At 49.2% G+C, this 16468-nt stretch carries 15 protein-coding genes; 6 read left to right on the forward strand and 9 right to left on the reverse strand.

Annotation, left to right across the window (positions count from 1 at the left end; all coding sequences use genetic code 11):
• Window positions 1-78: 78 nt before the first annotated feature.
• Complete coding sequence (locus O9X78_RS03110) at window positions 79-2565, reverse strand: FAD-binding oxidoreductase (protein ID WP_269618151.1); 2487 nt, start codon at window positions 2563-2565, stop codon at window positions 79-81.
• A 60-nt stretch (window positions 2566-2625) separates the two neighbouring features.
• Here O9X78_RS03110 and O9X78_RS03115 point away from each other — a divergent pair, with 60 nt between their 5' ends.
• Both O9X78_RS03115 and O9X78_RS03120 read left to right on the forward strand, forming a co-directional pair.
• The gene (locus tag O9X78_RS03115) at window positions 2626-3636 is read left to right on the forward strand and encodes a class I SAM-dependent methyltransferase (protein ID WP_269618152.1); all 1011 of its coding nucleotides are present in this window, start codon (window positions 2626-2628) and stop codon (window positions 3634-3636) included.
• Between the two features lie 69 nt (window positions 3637-3705).
• Window positions 3706-4209 carry a DUF2244 domain-containing protein gene (locus O9X78_RS03120; protein ID WP_269618153.1) on the forward strand — a complete coding sequence of 168 codons (504 nt, stop codon included), beginning with the start codon at window positions 3706-3708 and terminating at the stop codon, window positions 4207-4209.
• Between the two features lie 32 nt (window positions 4210-4241).
• Here the strand turns inward: O9X78_RS03120 and O9X78_RS03125 are convergent, their stop codons facing one another.
• The 3 genes from O9X78_RS03125 to ybaK form a co-directional block, all read right to left on the reverse strand.
• Window positions 4242-5009, reverse strand: a complete 768-nt coding sequence (locus tag O9X78_RS03125; RefSeq protein ID WP_269618154.1) for a 2-keto-4-pentenoate hydratase — start codon at window positions 5007-5009, stop codon at window positions 4242-4244.
• Between the two features lie 87 nt (window positions 5010-5096).
• The gene (locus O9X78_RS03130) at window positions 5097-5822 is read right to left on the reverse strand and encodes an SIMPL domain-containing protein (RefSeq protein ID WP_269618155.1); all 726 of its coding nucleotides are present in this window, start codon (window positions 5820-5822) and stop codon (window positions 5097-5099) included.
• A 51-nt stretch (window positions 5823-5873) separates the two neighbouring features.
• The gene (gene ybaK / locus O9X78_RS03135; RefSeq protein ID WP_269618156.1) at window positions 5874-6338 is read right to left on the reverse strand and encodes a Cys-tRNA(Pro) deacylase; all 465 of its coding nucleotides are present in this window, start codon (window positions 6336-6338) and stop codon (window positions 5874-5876) included.
• Window positions 6339-6661: 323 nt separating this feature from the next.
• Between ybaK and rimO the strand changes: the two genes are divergently transcribed.
• Both rimO and O9X78_RS03145 read left to right on the forward strand, forming a co-directional pair.
• The gene (gene rimO, locus O9X78_RS03140; RefSeq protein ID WP_269618217.1) at window positions 6662-7981 is read left to right on the forward strand and encodes a 30S ribosomal protein S12 methylthiotransferase RimO; all 1320 of its coding nucleotides are present in this window, start codon (window positions 6662-6664) and stop codon (window positions 7979-7981) included.
• Window positions 7981-8703, forward strand: a complete 723-nt coding sequence (locus O9X78_RS03145; RefSeq protein ID WP_269618157.1) for a 16S rRNA (uracil(1498)-N(3))-methyltransferase — start codon at window positions 7981-7983, stop codon at window positions 8701-8703. The genes rimO and O9X78_RS03145 overlap by 1 nt, the downstream gene beginning before the upstream one ends.
• On the opposite strand, the gene O9X78_RS03150 is transcribed toward O9X78_RS03145, so the two are convergent.
• Window positions 8692-9282 (reverse strand): 2-hydroxychromene-2-carboxylate isomerase, encoded by a 591-nt coding sequence (locus tag O9X78_RS03150; RefSeq protein WP_269618158.1) that lies wholly within the window; start codon window positions 9280-9282, stop codon window positions 8692-8694. The genes O9X78_RS03145 and O9X78_RS03150 overlap by 12 nt on opposite strands.
• A gap of 14 nt (window positions 9283-9296) precedes the next feature.
• The gene (locus O9X78_RS03155; protein WP_269618159.1) at window positions 9297-10037 is read right to left on the reverse strand and encodes an SDR family oxidoreductase; all 741 of its coding nucleotides are present in this window, start codon (window positions 10035-10037) and stop codon (window positions 9297-9299) included.
• A gap of 98 nt (window positions 10038-10135) precedes the next feature.
• Here O9X78_RS03155 and O9X78_RS03160 point away from each other — a divergent pair, with 98 nt between their 5' ends.
• Both O9X78_RS03160 and O9X78_RS03165 read left to right on the forward strand, forming a co-directional pair.
• Window positions 10136-10639, forward strand: coding sequence for a winged helix-turn-helix transcriptional regulator (locus O9X78_RS03160; protein ID WP_269618160.1), 504 nt, complete (start codon window positions 10136-10138; stop codon window positions 10637-10639).
• A 79-nt stretch (window positions 10640-10718) separates the two neighbouring features.
• A complete protein-coding gene (locus O9X78_RS03165; RefSeq protein ID WP_269618161.1) occupies window positions 10719-11600 on the forward strand; it encodes a lysophospholipid acyltransferase family protein in 882 nt (293 codons plus the stop codon).
• Between the two features lie 26 nt (window positions 11601-11626).
• Here the strand turns inward: O9X78_RS03165 and O9X78_RS03170 are convergent, their stop codons facing one another.
• Genes O9X78_RS03170 through O9X78_RS03180 form a run of 3 tightly spaced genes read right to left on the reverse strand, consistent with a single transcriptional unit; the run spans window position 11627 to window position 16321 of the window.
• Complete coding sequence (locus O9X78_RS03170; protein ID WP_269618162.1) at window positions 11627-12679, reverse strand: 2-oxoacid:ferredoxin oxidoreductase subunit beta; 1053 nt, start codon at window positions 12677-12679, stop codon at window positions 11627-11629.
• Window positions 12679-14538 (reverse strand): 2-oxoacid:acceptor oxidoreductase subunit alpha, encoded by a 1860-nt coding sequence (locus tag O9X78_RS03175; protein ID WP_269618163.1) that lies wholly within the window; start codon window positions 14536-14538, stop codon window positions 12679-12681. The genes O9X78_RS03170 and O9X78_RS03175 overlap by 1 nt, the downstream gene beginning before the upstream one ends.
• A 1-nt stretch (window position 14539) precedes the next feature.
• On the reverse strand, window positions 14540-16321 hold the full coding sequence (locus O9X78_RS03180; protein WP_269618164.1) for an FAD-dependent oxidoreductase: 1782 nt from the start codon (window positions 16319-16321) through the stop codon (window positions 14540-14542).
• Between the last annotated feature and the right edge of the window lie 147 nt (window positions 16322-16468).

Consider the following 16468-nt stretch of genomic DNA (forward strand, 5'->3'; position numbering starts at 1 on the left):
AGACCTAGCTAAGTGACGCTATTCACTGTTTTTTATGCAAGGCGTGTCAGGAGCGTAAATCTGACACGCCCTCGACAGCTAATAATCAAATATATGTTCTAAACTGAACCCCGCGCTTTGCACATCAAGTATAAATTGCGACAGATCAGATACCGCGACCATAGCGACAACGCGCTGCTGACTGGTGTTAGTTACCAAGCTCGACCGAAACAATTCTTGCGCCGGCAACTTAGAAATATCAGCGCCTGTATCTGTCAGCAAAGACACCGCAATTTGGTGATTGCCAGAGATATCACTGATCGTCCACTCGGTTTTCAAAAATTGGGGCATAATCGCGGTAAAGCCGCCCCAGCGGGGTACTGACATCAGGTAGTCATCACCACCTGTTGCAATAATTTCTGCGCCCTCAGGTTCTTTCGGTAGGCGAATGCTATTGGACTGGACTCGCTGCGCGGTGAGGTAAATCCGCTTATCGGTCTCTCCGTAGTTTGATTGCGCAGCGTACTTGATTAATTTGGCATAAAGGGATTTGACGGTAAACTCCGCACTAAAAAACAGTTTCCGCTCCCATTTGCGAAACGCGTGTTCACCCCACCAGGGTGTTTCCTGCCAAATTCGATCTCGCCAGCTAGCAAAGTCAAATTCATACCAAGGCTCGTCAAATATTAATTCACTGTAAGCGCGATGGGCCTGCTGAACCAATATATCTTCTGGCGTGTCTTCGCCATCTGCCAGCCAGCGACTGAAGCGCCCGACGCTGCCTTCATACGCACCCTTCAGCATATACTCTAGAGTTGTGCTAATGCCGATAACCCGCAGCATGGTGCGATATTCCGAATTAGCCGGGTAGTTCTCTGCGCTAATCGCCACCACTCGGTCGTAAAGAGCCCAATATTCCTCAATGCTCGCCATAAACGGAAAGCGACTGGGGTCACCACCTGCAGCCAAGTAGTCTGCATATTCCTTGGGCTGAAATACTAAATACCACTCAGGAATGGTCAACAAGGTTTGTTCTACTGGCCGATAATAATCTGTGACATTTTGACGAGCTTCAGACATTAAATCCGTATTGAAGGGGTAGTACTTGGCCCAAAGCATATTCACAAAGCGGTTATTAGGATCTAGTCGCCATTTAAGCCCAAAATAGTCCTTTGCGCCTGGGTATGCGGCCTTAAACTGCTCGGTACTGGCCTGTAATTGATACGGTAAATAGTAGGCGCCGCCCACCGCGATTACCGCGTCGATCATTTCACTACTCCACACACTTACCGCCTCTTTAGCAGCGGCGTCGGTTCCTTGACGATAGTAGACCACAAAGGCAAACACCTCATTCCGCGCCCAGGACAAGAGCGTGTTGGTATCAGCTTTGGCGTGACGAATACTAACGTTAATAATATTGGCCTTGTTACGCTGAAAAATGTCACGCATTTGCGGCACAAATTCGTCAAACCGCTCTACCGGCACAAAGTACTCACGCAGACCGTAGGTGAACTCTGAGCGGTCATCCGGCTCTAACTCAGCAACGTCATAGCTGGCCTCATAATTTCGCCACACAACCTTTGTGGGAAAGTACACTATCGGGTCTATCAGATGCTGACGCGCCCATTTGCCAAAATTGGACGAGGCCACAAATTTCTCTAGCGCCACTTCTAAGCGATAGCCCTTATCTTGTGGTATCAACCGCTCAATTTCGGTCACTGCCTTATCGCTGGTATACCAGCTCACGTCCCGTAGCTCGGTAAAATCGGGGGGATAGATATCGGCGTTGTGAAACACCACTTCGTTATTATCGCGGATAGCATCACGAAAATACGTCGCGTACTTCTCGATCGGCATTACCTTAACTCTGCGCTCTACTGGGACATTGTCTTCTAGCTGCAAAGTCGCCTCAGTGATAACACCAAGGCCGCCGTACCCACCGATGGCGCCATAAAAAATATCGGCATTTTCCGTGGGAGAGGCATCAACTATTGATCCGTCGGCCAACACTAATTTAAGACTCAACACTGAACCAACCAATGGCCCCTCGCCAATATAGCGACCGTGAACATTGACACTTAGCGAGCCACCAACAGTAAAGTTGGCGTAGGTCTGCATGATTTTTATCGACAAATTATGGGGATCGATTTCAGCCTGCAATTGCCGCCAACTGATACCGGACTGCACCGTGACTTGTTTCTGAACCGTATCTAGCGCCAATACTTTATTAAAGCGGCGCATATCAATATGAAGACTGTCTGGGTAAGCGGTCTGGCCGCCCTGACTATAGCGTCCACCGCCAATTGAAATACGCCCGCTGGTACTGCGAATCGCATCTTGAATTTCCTCGACGCTCTGCGGAGCAATCACCCTACCTACCCGCACCGCGTTTAAATGCGTCACATCATTAACAACATGTACCAGGCGTGGTGCCACAAACTCGTCATCCCCAGATCGGATAACCACGACCGTGGTCGCCACCGCAGCCAACACTGCGACAAACACCGCGAGCAAGACTATACTTTTAATCAATCGCCAACATAGGCTAACGCTACGACGCCATTTTGAAGTAGAAAAATCGGACAAGCTCAAACTCCCGTTTTAATGTATAACAGCAGAATTCCTGTTAACGCAGTGAGCAAATATATGAATAATATTTCACGACGACAGTTTGCGAAATACCTATCATTACTGCCAATCTCGCTACTTACTCCGCCTGTTTTTGGCGCAAATGGCGACTCAATTGCCGATACTGATAGCGCTGTCACGCCCTTCCCAACCGTCGCCGCATTGGTGAATGATACCGCTGGCGGTAATTTTTCTTACATCTACCGCAATAATGAGCGGCGAGACCAGTTTTTCAATTTTCTGGTTAACGTTTTTCATCTTTATCCTGAAAACGAATTTCACGCCCTCATTCAAAGTTTTGCCGAATCCTATAGCGCAGACGAAAATGTCTACAAGCAACTACAAATGCACATTGGCGATATTAAGCCGTTTTTATCGGAATTAACATTTGCCTTACCGGCATTAGCCAAACAAAAGCGCACAATGCTCAGCCAAACCTGCGAACTGTTAGATACTCAGCGTCGATATGAAGGCTACCTTGAGATAGGCTCGACAGGGCGATACTTAGACGCCCTCGAAGAATCATTAGACATAGTCGGGGAGCGCTTTTTTCTCGCTGACCAGCCACCGAGTTATTCGCTGACCGACATGCTCGACCGCGGTCAAATAATGCTGGCGGGAAACTACATTCCGCTGGCCAATTACACAGCAACACTGTCACAAAGTATTCCAAAAAACTCTTTAGATTTGGTTACGGTGTACATCGGCTTTCACCATTGCCCATTGCCGCTACGGGAGCAGTTTATTAGTTCTATCCGCGACGCCATGAAGCCAGGCGCTCACTTGATTGTTAGGGATCACGACGCCCATAACGACGACATGAAGGCCATGGTTGGTCTTGCTCACGACGTGTTCAATATGGGCACCGACGAAAGCTGGGCGTACAACGCGAAAGAACTGCGCCACTTTTACAGCTTGGCTTTTTTAGACGAGTGGTTAAGTAGCTCAGGCTTTCAAAACTTCGGCGAAAAGTTCTATCAAGATGGCGACCCAACTCGAAATGCCTTGATGCTGTATAAAAAGGTGTAAAGAGAACATTCAATAAATCAACTATACACCGATGCCAATACACCCAAATTAGGACAGGAGCTACGCATCATGATCAATGTCCGCGGTAACGAGCAACATGCAGAAATTATTCTGCGTCCAAATTGCTCTGCTAGCTGGGATCAGAACCGTCGCATCATATTTGCAGTAATGAGCGTTAATGCGCTCTTTAGTGCGGGGTTTATTGCGGTTGGTGCATGGATGGTTTTACCCTTTATGGGTTTAGAATTACTGGCGATGTGGCTAATTATGAGCCGCGTTTTTCAAACACTACAAATTCAACAAATTGTCAGTCTTAGCGATACCACCCTGAGCATTGATGTTGGACATCAACAGTGTGAACGGCGCTGGCGATGGCCTCGACAAACCAGTTGCGTATTGGTCACAGTGTTGCCTCATCCTTGGGATCCGCTGAAAATAAGCCTTAGCCACTGTGGCGAGCAGGTTATTATTGGCGGTTTTTTAAATAAAGATGACAGTCAGCAGTTGCTCAACGCGCTGCGAAAACATTTACCTATTCGGCACTACAGCGAAGAAGTTATTGTCAGTATTTAAGGCCAGCAAAATATCAAAAGTTATCGAGGTATTTACGGTTCCACCAGCAGCGACAACTCGCCCAAGTCGCCGAAGGACGCATAATAGCGCCCGGACGCTAGTGGCTGCATTTGCCCAATAGCGCCGGTTAACAGCCATTGGTCTGGATAAATAACCCAGCCTTGCTCAATTCGCTCATTGATCAAATTTAGTAACATTTGCCACTGTCCGCCAATTAATGAATCACTTTGAGCGGCAAACAGGGGCATATCATCGAAATGCAAACCTACCGTGACGGCCTCGACATCTATACTGGCCGCAGTCACTGGCGTGCCAACCACAAAGCTATGCGCCGCCGCATTAGCGCGGACGATGTCAAAAACCGTAGGCGCGCCCTGAACTTTAAATCCAACATCTGGCAATTCAACTGCGGGCGCAACAACATCGACCAGTGCTCTTAGGCTTTCCACATCCGCCACAGGATGCTTTATGGTTCGCTTCAAGCGGAAGGCAAGCTCCACTTCAATCATGCCCTTTTTAAAATTAGACAGACTGATGGCCTGAGTAGAATCTAAACTCGCACCGGGTAACAGCACGCCCATAATCGGCCGATCGCTGTGGAATTGTTGCTGAGACGCCAGCGAGGTGAGTCCCGCCTTGAACCCGTCGGGCAAGCGGCCGGCCAATTTTTTATCCAGATTGAGTTTTTGAGATTGGTAGGCGCCCTGCCATCGCAACACGTTCAACGATTCAGGGGACTCGACCTCATCTGTTTCCGCAAAACCTATTGCGGTAGCACCCAGCAAACTGAGTGCTAACACGAACCTCATCACGCCCGAAGACAAATTCACACACCGCATATTCACACGCACTAAAACCCACCGCCTCGTTGCAATACCGCATTAACATCAATCAGAAAGGTAATATTCCACCGTCGAAACAACCCGAACCTTTTTAATATGAGGATTGTTTTTGTCCCGCTCACTAATCGAAAACTGGCCCTGTGAAGCACGTTTAATCTTACCCAGCACACTGTCTGAATCGGCAGCGAACTTTTCGGCAACGGCGCGCGCTTGGCGAGTCGCCTCCTCAATCATCGACGGTTTAACTTGATTAAGCTTGGTAAAAATATACTCAGTCTGGGCCTGATAATTGTTACCGTTGAAGGCGATGCCTTTTTTGCCCAGATCAGACAATTGGCGGCTTACTTCACGCACTTTATCGATATTTTCAGAGTACACCGTCACGGTCTGTTCCGCGGTATAGCGGAAAGGAGAACCGCCGTTATTTCCGTACTGCTGTGCCGATTTATCGGTAATTGCAGGCGCAGAAACTGATATTTCGTCGCTGCTAAAGCCCTTGTCACGCAAAAAGGTTTTAATCGTCGCCACCCGTTCATCCAGTAGCAAATAGAGCTTTGGTAAGTCGTTATTCGCTTCCGTAAATTGTAAAGGCCAAATCGCAACGTCGGCGGTAAATTCTCGCTCAGACAGACCTTTTACGGTGACACTGCGTTCAAACTGCCGATATTGCGTCACCGCGGTACCCAACAGTAGGCCGAGTACAGCAAGCCCTAACACCAGAGACACACCCAAAATCAGCGCATTCGCCGTTGAGTTCTTTGAGCTAGTCATATCACTTCTCCCTATTCACTCTGTTATGTCGGCTATCGTTAAACCGCCTATTTAAACGACCTTGAAAAAGACGCCGCGTGTTATTGACCGCAAATCCTCGGGCGCTAATTCTAATTCTAAGCCCCGGCGGCCAGCACTGATATAAACGGTAGAAAACTGCAGTGCCGACTCATCTATTACCGTCGCTAATAATTTCTTTTGCCCCAAGGGACTAACACCACCGAGCACATAGCCAGTACTTCTCTCTACGTCCACCTGCGAAGCCATGGCCGCTTTTTTTGCGCCCAGCGCCTTTGCGGCCTGCTTCATACTTAACTGCTCAGAAACGGGTAATACCGCGACGGCTAGGGTCTTAGCGTCCAGCCTGATAACTAGGGTCTTGAAGACCTGTTGCGGCGCAACTCCGAGTTTCTCTGACGCCTCTAAACCATAGGATGTACTGGCAGCATCGTGCACATATTCATGAACAACATGAGCTAATTTCTGCTTTTTCACTAAATTTATCGCTGGCGTCATACCCTCTCCAGACAGGCCTTGCTGAGCCCTGCAATTGACCGCCACAGTTCACTCTAGTTCCCGGCGAGCTTAGCTACAAATACACGGTTAAGTACGGCCAAGGGAATATCCAATGCTCCTAAGCACCGAAATACTCCAGCCGAACGTAAATTCCAGCCCTCATTACGCCACTATGACCTCAAATACATCCCCATTCAGCACTATTAACGTTATCCCCAGCAGCAAACCCTTGCTCTCCGTATATGGCTAGGCGATCTGTCGTGCTAAAATCGCGCCCTTTCCCATTTTCACTACAGCCCGCAAGGTAAGAACGCAATATGAGTATGACAGACGCTAGAAAACGGGTTGGATTTGTGAGCTTGGGTTGCCCCAAAGCGCTGGTCGATTCCGAACGTATTCTCACCCAACTGCGTATCGACGGCTACGATATTGTGCCAAATTACGACGATGCTGATGTGGTGGTGGTGAATACCTGTGGCTTTATCGATAGCGCCAAACAGGAATCGCTGGACGCCATCGGTGAAGCCTTAAAAGAAAACGGCAAGGTTATTGTGACCGGCTGCATGGGCGATGACGCAAAAATTCGCGCTGTTCACCCCAATGTCCTTGCGGTAAGTGGCCCCGCCGCCTACGAAGAAGTGGTTGGTGCGGTACACGAATGGGCACCAGCAAATAAACAACATGACCCCTTTATAGATTTAGTACCGCCACAGGGCGTTAAACTCACGCCACGTCACTACGCGTATTTAAAGATTTCCGAAGGCTGTAATCACCGCTGCAGCTTCTGCATTATCCCGTCGATGCGTGGCGATCTTGTCAGCCGCCCCATCGGCAGCGTGCTAGAAGAAGCCAAGCGCCTTGTTAACGCAGGCGTTCGCGAAATTTTAGTCGTTTCTCAAGACACTAGTGCCTACGGCCTAGACACCAAATATAAATTGGATTTTTGGGACGGCCGCCCCATTAAAACGCGCATGCTCGAACTGTGCGAGGCACTAGGTGAAATGGGCGTTTGGGTACGTTTGCATTACGTTTACCCCTATCCTCACGTCGATAACGTCATCCCGTTAATGGCCGAGGGTAAAATTCTGCCCTACCTAGATATTCCGTTTCAGCACGCCAGCCCGAAAGTGCTAAAAGCCATGAAGCGCCCAGCACACCAAGAAAAAACCTTGGAACGTATTAAGAAATGGCGCGAGATCTGTCCGGACTTGGTCATTCGCTCCACCTTTATCGTCGGCTTCCCCGGTGAAACCGAGGAAGACTTCCAGATATTGCTAGACTGGCTGAAAGAGGCGCAGCTTGATCGCGTGGGTTGCTTTGAGTACTCACCTGTTGAAGGTGCCACTGCCAATGAGCTGGAAGATCAGGTGCCAGAGGATGTTAAAAATGATCGCTGGCAGCGGTTCATGGTCGTCGCCCAAGAAATCTCAGCACAGCGCCTACGCGCCAAAATCGGCACCCAACAGGAAATCCTCATCGACACCGTCGATGAAGAAGGCGCTATTGGCCGCAGTGTGGCCGACGCACCCGAAATCGACGGCAAGGTGTACCTGGATGGCTTCACCGACGTAAAACCCGGCGATGCTTTAGTCGTGAATATTATCGACTCCGACGACTACGATCTGTGGGCAGAACCTGCCTAATGAACCTGCTGCTCCTGCAGCCTGATGACTTAGGCAAACATCCTGATAACGCTCATCACGTTACATTGCATGATGAGCGCGCAAAACACATTCGCGACGTTTTACGCGCCACCCGCGGTGACACGCTCAAGGTTGGTCTATTAAACGGACTAACAGGTAGCGCTGAAATCACTGCGATAAACGATGCGAATGTCAGCCTCGAATTTACACTAGACACCCCGCCACCGGCTAAATTAGCGCTGACACTCCTGCTCGCGCTTCCACGTCCCAAAATGGCAAAACGAATTATTCGCGCCGCAACGGAATTGGGCGCAGCAGAAATCATTTTGCTAAACAGCTATCGCGTAGAAAAAAGCTATTGGCAGAGTCCTCTGCTCAATGACAAAGCACTACTCAAAGCCATGTTAGAAGGCTTGGAACAAGCCGGCGACACCGTATTACCCAGGCTGCACCGAGCAATTCGTTTTAAGCCCTTTGTTGAAGATGAATTGCCAAGCTTATTAGCAAATAAAATAGGGCTGCTAGCTCACCCCTATGCAGACCAAGGCCCACCGCAATCCATAAAGCAAGAATGCCTGCTCGCCATTGGCCCAGAAGGCGGCTTTATTCCCTACGAATGCGAAAAATTTATAGCAGCGGGCATGCAAAGCTTTAGCCTCGGCCCCCGAATTTTGAAAACGGAAACCGCAGTGTCGACCTTGATTGGCCGTTTATTTTTGTAGCAAGGCGCGCTCTACATAATCCAATCTATCTTGACCAAAAAACATTTCTTCACCAATAAAAAATGTCGGCGCGCCAAATACGCGACGCTCTATCGCATCATTAGTAATGTCTTTTAAGCGGCTTTTAACTTCATCACTCTCACACAGAGCGAGTACCTCAGCGGGATCAAAACCCGCAGTAGACAAGACCTCACTCACGCCCTCCACGGTTGTCATATCCTTTTCATCCACCCAGAGCGCAGTAAAAATGGCACTTATGTAAGTGTCAAACTTAGGACTATCTAAATAAGCGACAGCGCCACGCATCAGCATTAACGTGTTCACCGGAAAATACGGATTAAACCGGAACGGCGCCCCGTAAAAATCCGCCGCTCGCTGCAAGTCCATTACCATATAACTTGCCTTAGCCGGGATCATTGCCGGAGACTGATTCCCAGTAGCCTTAAATACGCCCCCCAATAACATCGGTTTTAAAACAAGCTCAGCACCTGTGCGATTCGCTAAAGCCGATAACTGTGTCCACGCCACATAACTTGCTGGGCTACCTACGTCAAAAAAGAATTCCACTGATTTAGTCATTATTTTAATTCCTATTAAAACGTTTCCTGCCAAGGTCGTAGATCAAATTCATGGGTCCAACAATCCTTTGGCTGGCTATGAATTTGCCAATACTGTTCGGCAATGTGTTCGGGATCAAGAATTCCAGCCTGAGCCTTTGTGGCATATTTATCAGGGAAATTTTCTTGGATAAATGCAGTATCAATCGCGCCATCAATAATCGAATGCGCAACATGAATACCCTGCGAACCAAGCTCCCGCGCCATACTTTGCGCCAATGCACGTAGCGCGAATTTAGCACTGGCAAAGGCGCTAAACCCGCTCCCACCTCGCAACGAAGCGGTTGCGCCGGTAAAAATAATTGTACCTTTATTGCGCGGCAACATTACTTTTGCCGCCTCACGGCCAGCTAGGAAGCCCGCAAATGCCGCCATTTCCCACACCTTTTTATATACCCTAGCGCTTGTCTCAGTGATCGAAAACATTACGTTCGCACCGATATTGAAAATGACCACCTCGACAGGGCCTATATCTCGCTCTATAAACTCAAAGAGTTCAACCATGGCGTCCTCGTTGCGGGCATCACATGCTAAGGCATGAGCAATACCGCCTTCGGCCTCAATAGCTTCACGCAAGGGTATCAAAGCATCAGCATTGCGACGTGTAGCCACGACAGTGAACCCCTCGCGCGCAAAACGCCGAGCAACTCCACTGCCAGTCGCATCACCGGCGCCAATCACCACCGCCACGGGAGGTACGTCTTGCATATTAGCCATATAAAACACCATAAGTTCTTTTTTGGAACTAACAAAATGTAAGTTCCTTTTTAGAACTTGTCAATTTATTCTATGCACACTAACCACAGGACTTTTCTATGCGCTGGGAAGAACTCGATCAACAAGCCTGCTCACTCGCACGCACACTTGCCGTCGTAGGTGACCGCTGGACACTATTGATACTGCGCGACTGCTTTCTTGGAGTGAGGCGATTCGATGCCTTTGAGCGACGACTTGGAATTACTCGTCACGTGCTCACCGATCGGCTTAAGAAACTGGTTAGTTATGGCATTCTGTATAAATCGCCCTACCAAGAACGTCCATTGCGAGAGGAATATCGGCTGAGCGAAAAAGGACTGGAATTACATCCCGTCATAATGAGCTTAGTTAGCTGGGGCGACAAACACATGAGCGACGACCGCGGCGCGCCGATCATCCACATCCACAAAACCTGCGGCCATCAGATGCACCCCACAACCAATTGTTCCGAATGTGGCGAAACGATTACAGCTAAAGATATAAGGGTAGAAGTAGGTAAGCAATGGCAGGGAAAGCTGGATGAGTTTCTGCCGAGCAGGGCTGACATTAGCGGCAAGAAGTAATCGGCGAGCGACTAAATTTCTATTCCCCTCTTGCTCTGCTAAAATACCGATCCGCTTGACTGTAACCTAGGATCACCCAATGGCTTTTACCGATAAAGACGCTGTACCCTATAGCGGGGACGATCTCGTTCGCTATATCGACAAAGCACTAAAGGTGACACCTCCAAAATCACGGTTCCGGAAAATAAGTTATAAATTCATCAAGCATTTCTTCCAAACGCAGCTCATTGATACCGACAAGATTCCAGAGAAGCCCTGTCTTTTTGTCGCGAATCACGCGATGTATGCGATCGATGGTCCAATTTTTGGCATTCCCATGCTGGTCGAACAAGGCCGATTTTTACGTGCACTCAGCGACAAGTTTTTGTGGAATCCAATTAACGAGAATCTGCTGTTAAACCAAGGCGTTGTTATTGGCCATCCAGATGTTTGTTCTGCACTGATGGAAAACGGCAGTGACCTTATGGTGTTCCCCGGTGGCGCCCATGAAGCCACCAAAACCGCCGACAAAAAATACCAGCTGCTGTGGAAAGAGCGTTACGGATTCATCAAGCTGGCAGCCAAACACGGCTACACCATTGTGCCGACCGCCATTGTTGGTCCAGAGGATTTTTACGACCACCTGCTCGAAGGTGAAGATTTACCCAACACCCTCGTAGGCAGAGCATTAACCAAATTCGGCGTGCTGAATGAGAATACCCGTAGTGATCTCTTGGGGCCGCTACCCATAGGGGTATTTGGTACGCTGATTCCAAAACCACAAAAATGCTATATCCAGTTTGGCGAACCGCTAGATCTAAGTAAATACAAAGGCAAACAACTGGCACAGAAAACGATGATTCCGCTGCGCCAGCAGGTTGCAGACGAAATCAACGGCATGATCACCGGGCTGCTTAAAGCACGGGGAAAGGATAAAGCAAGAAGTGGTCGACTTCGGCGCCTGCTCACTAAGACACGCTAAGCAGACGCCGTTTAGGATCTGAAACGCTAACGCAGACTTTCGTTTAATTTGTCCAAAACCTTCTGCCCTGGACAAAGCTCTGCAACACCCAAGTCACGCAGCGGTGTTTTGCTGGTGCCGAGAATCTCGTGTAAATCCTGTGAGTCCTCATCCATAAATAACAGGCCGGTGAGGATTTGATCCTTGGCTTTATAGTCCTTTATGAGACGCAAGGCAGAACGGCGGCTATGTATATCAAGTTCTGGGTCAGCCTTGTGAAGATGGACCACTGAACCGTCATGCAGTGTCACCTCCTTAGATTGCCCCGCCTCGTATTCTGTTGAAATTTCTTGTTTAAACGGCACAAAGTCTACCGTGCCCGTCGCCGCAAGATGGTCACGAACGTGCTCATAGCCCTTGGTTGATTTAGGGTTATTGTTAAAAGTCACACAGGGCGAGATCACGTCAATAAAGGCAAAGCCACGATGACTAATCGCTGCTTTAATAAGCGGCACCAATTGCTCGCGATCACCAGAGAAACTGCGCGCCACAAAGGTAGCACCGAGCTGTAGGGCAATACTTGCAAGATCAATCGGCTCAAAATGATTAGGTTCGCCTTTTTTACTAGCAGACCCTATGTCGGCAGTCGCTGAATCTTGGCCCTTGGTTAAACCGTAGCAGCCGTTGTTTTCAACCACATACATCATATTCAGATTACGGCGCACTGCGTGGGTAAACTGCCCCATACCAATTGACGCGGTATCACCATCGCCAGACACACCAACATAAATCAGATCCCGATTGGCAAGATTCGCACCCGTTGCCACCGACGGCATGCGCCCGTGAACCGAGTTAAAGCCGTGGGAGTTACCTAAGAAATAAGTTGGGGTTTTAGACGAACAGCCGATACCGGAAAGTTTGGCGACTTTATGCGGCGCAATCGACAGTTCAAAACAAGCTTGGACTATGGCCGCACTAATTGAGTCGTGGCCACAGCCTGCGCACAAGGTAGAAATAGCGCCTTCGTAATCTTTACGAGTAAAGCCAAGATCGTTGCGCGGTAAATCGGGATGGCGAAATGCGGGACGAATATACGTCATTACACAGACTCCTTAGCCATTTTCTTTTTATGTAGCGGCCGAACATTGTCGCCTCGCAACACCGCAATAATTTCCTCGCGAATCTTGCGCGCAGAAATAGGCGTGCCGTTGTAATTTAAGATTGAAATTAAATCCCGCGGTGACACCAAACACTCGTTCACCAACAGCGTTCGCATTTGTGCGTCGCGGTTTTGATCGACAACAAACACGGTATCGTGCTGTTCGATAAAGGCATCGACTGATTTATGAAAAGGAAACCCCTTTATCCGCAGCGTGTCAACGGCAATGCCTTCAGCAGCCAAACTATCTACCGCTTCCAGTGTGGCGTCGCGACTGGTGCCAAAGTGAATGACACCAACGCTCGTGCCGCCCTTGCTGGCTTCAATCAGCTCTGGCATGGGAACGAGGTTTTTAGCGGTGTCCCACTTGGTCAGCAAACGCTGCATATTTTTTTCGTATGCGTCACCATCTTCGGTATACACCGCATATTCGTCCCGCGAGGTTCCGCGGGTAAAAAATGCACCCTTGGTCGGGTGAGTACCCGGATAAGTGCGATAGGGAATGCCGTCACCGTCAACGTCTAAATAGCGACCAAAACGCTCGGTCATGGCTTCTAACTGCGCTTCGTTAAACACCTTGCCGCGCTCATATTCGCGGGTGTCATCCCACACCAGCGGCGGTGACATAGTGTCGTTCATACCCAGGTCGAGATCCGTCAACATTATCACGGGAGTTTGCAGTGTTTCCGCCAGATCAAATGCTTGCGCGGTCATTTCAAAACAATCACGCGGGGTCGAGGGAAATAGCAAAACGTGTTTAGTATCGCCGTGGGAAGCGTATGCACAGGCCAGCACATCAGATTGTTGAGTGCGAGTAGGCATACCTGTTGATGGCCCTGCTCGTTGCACATCGATAAGCACGGTAGGAATTTCTGCAAAATAAGCTAAGCCCAAGAATTCACTCATCAAGGAAATACCGGGGCCGCTGGTGGCGGTAAATGCGCGAGCGCCATTCCAGCTCGCACCAATCACCATACCGATGGCAGCTAACTCGTCTTCAGCCTGCACAATGGCATAATTTTTACTGCCACTGCCGGGGTCAATACGCAGACGTTTACAGTATTTGTCAAAGCCGTCCACCACCGACGTCGATGGCGTAATGGGGTACCAGGCCGCAACTGTTGCGCCGCCGTATATCGCACCAAGCGATGCAGCCGTATTACCGTCTATAAGAATTTGATCGCCCACCGCATCACGACGCTCAACCCGAATTCCCAGAGGACATTTGTAATGCTCAATCGCGTAGTGATAACCAATTTCCAGTGCGCGAACATTGGGGGTTATCAACTTTTCCTTACCGCGAAATTGATCCGACACCAAGCCTGTTAACACATCGAATTCGATATCGAGCAATGCCGACAACGCGCCGACATAAATTATATTTTTGAACAGTTGCTGCTGCCGTGCATCGGTATATTCGCGCTGACAAAGATCTTTTAATGGCACGCCAATAAAATGGATATCGCTGCGCATCATTCGCAAGTCTAAAGGCTTGCTGGAGTCATAAAAGAAATAGCCGCCGGACTCCACTTCTTGTATGTCTTTCGCCATACTTTGTGGGTTCATGCACACCATCATATCCACGCCGCCGCGACGGCCGAGATAGCCCTTTTCATTCACCCGCACTTCATACCACGTTGGTAAACCTTGGATGTTTGACGGGAAAATATTCTTCGGGCTTATCGGTAAACCCATACGAAATAAGGACTTTGCAAACATATTGTTAGCACTGGCCGAGCCGGTGCCATTTACGTTGGCAAATTTAATAACGAAATCGTTTACTGCTTCGATGCGTTTCATATCAGCCGCACTGCCCCGCTTTACTCACCGAGTAATAAAATTTCTGCATGTCCCACGCCGCTGTTGGGCAACGCTCCGCGCAAAGACCACAATGTAAACAGACGTTTTCATCTTTAATCATGGCGCGACCGGTACGCAAATCTGCCGACACATAAATATCTTGCTCGGTGTTGTTGGCAGGCATTTTTAAGGTTTGACGAACCTGATCCTCGTCGGCGCTATTCACCACAATACTCAGACAATCAGTGGGACAAATATCAACGCAGGCATCGCACTCAATACAGAGTTTTTCCGAAAACACGGTTTGCGCATCGCAATTCAAGCAACGCTGAGCTTCTTGAAAAGCAGTAGTAGCGTCGTAGCCAAGTTCCACTTCTAATTTGCGATTACTAAGGGTGAACTCCAGCTCTGCTTGGGGAACCTGATAGCGGTCGTCATTTTCAACCTGACTATCGTAGCTCCACTCGTGGATACCCATTTTCTGACTAACCAAGGTCACTCCCGGCGGTGGTCGCTTGGCAACCGACTCGCCCTGGCAGTGCAGGTCTATAGAGATCGCCGCCTGATGTCCATGGGCAACGGCGGTGATGACATTCTGTGGGCCAAACGCTGAATCGCCACCAAAAAACACTGTCGGATTTGTTGATTGGAAGGTCGTTTCATCGACGATGGGCATATCCCATTTACCAAATTCAACACCAACGTCACGCTCTATCCACGGAAAAGAATTCTCCTGACCAATAGCGACCAGAACATCGTCACAGGGCACAATCACTGGTTCTTCGCCGGTAGAGACTAATCGGCGAGAACCACTTTCGTCATAAACAGCCTTAACGCGGTCAAAGCGCATTGCCACCAAGCGACCGTCCTCAACAATAAACTCCTGCGGCACATGATTATCCATGATGGGAATGCCTTCATGCGCAGCGTCTTCTTTTTCCCAAGGCGAGGCCTTCATTTCCGCAAAAGGGCTACGCACAATCACTTTGACTTCGTCGCCACCCAAACGTCGAGCGGTACGACAACAATCCATCGCCGTGTTACCACCGCCGAGCACAATCACTTTTCTACCGACGCTTTCTACATGTTCAAAGGCCACACTCGATAACCAATCTATACCGATATGCACATTGGCGTCGGCGGCTTGGCGGCCGGGCAAATCTAAATCGCGACCACGGGGTGCGCCGCTACCGATAAAGACAGCGTCGTATTTTTTGTCTAAAATCGTTTTAAGGCTGTCTACATAGTGGTTGAAATGGGTGATCACGCCCATGTCGAGAATGCGGTTAACCTCGTCATTCAAGACCTCTTCCGGTAGTCGAAAAGCCGGAATCTGGCTGCGCATGAATCCGCCGCCAGCACGCTGATCATCGTAAAGATCAACGCTATAACCCAATGGCATCAAATCTCGGGCAACGGTTAATGACGCTGGACCACCACCAATCAGAGCAATTCGCTTACCATTTTTCTTCTTGGGGATAATCGGCATACGATCGCTGATATCGCCCTTATTGTCAGCAGCGACCCGTTTAAGCCGACAAATAGCGACCGGTTCTTCGTCGATACGTCCGCGTCGGCAAGCTGGCTCACAGGGCCGATCACAGGTACGACCAAGCACACCGGGGAATACATTAGACTCCCAGTTAATCATATAAGCGTCGGTATAACGCTGAGCGGCAATTAAACGAATATATTCTGGCACCGGCGTATGTGCCGGGCAGGCATACTGACAGTCGACCACCTTATGAAAATACTCGGGGTCTTGGATGTTAGTGGCTTTCAATGCGCCCCCTCAAATTATTATTAACAGCGAGTTGGGTTGCAGGTGTCGGTGGTCTCTCTGGGGCCGACACCCCTCAAAACGCCATGATTACACCACAGCGGAAACATAAATTCATTAGAAAAATGGCACCATAGTTCTGAATCTTTT

It is taken from the genome of Zhongshania aquatica, from assembly GCF_027257955.1.
Taxonomy (GTDB): domain Bacteria; phylum Pseudomonadota; class Gammaproteobacteria; order Pseudomonadales; family Spongiibacteraceae; genus Spongiibacter; species Spongiibacter aquatica.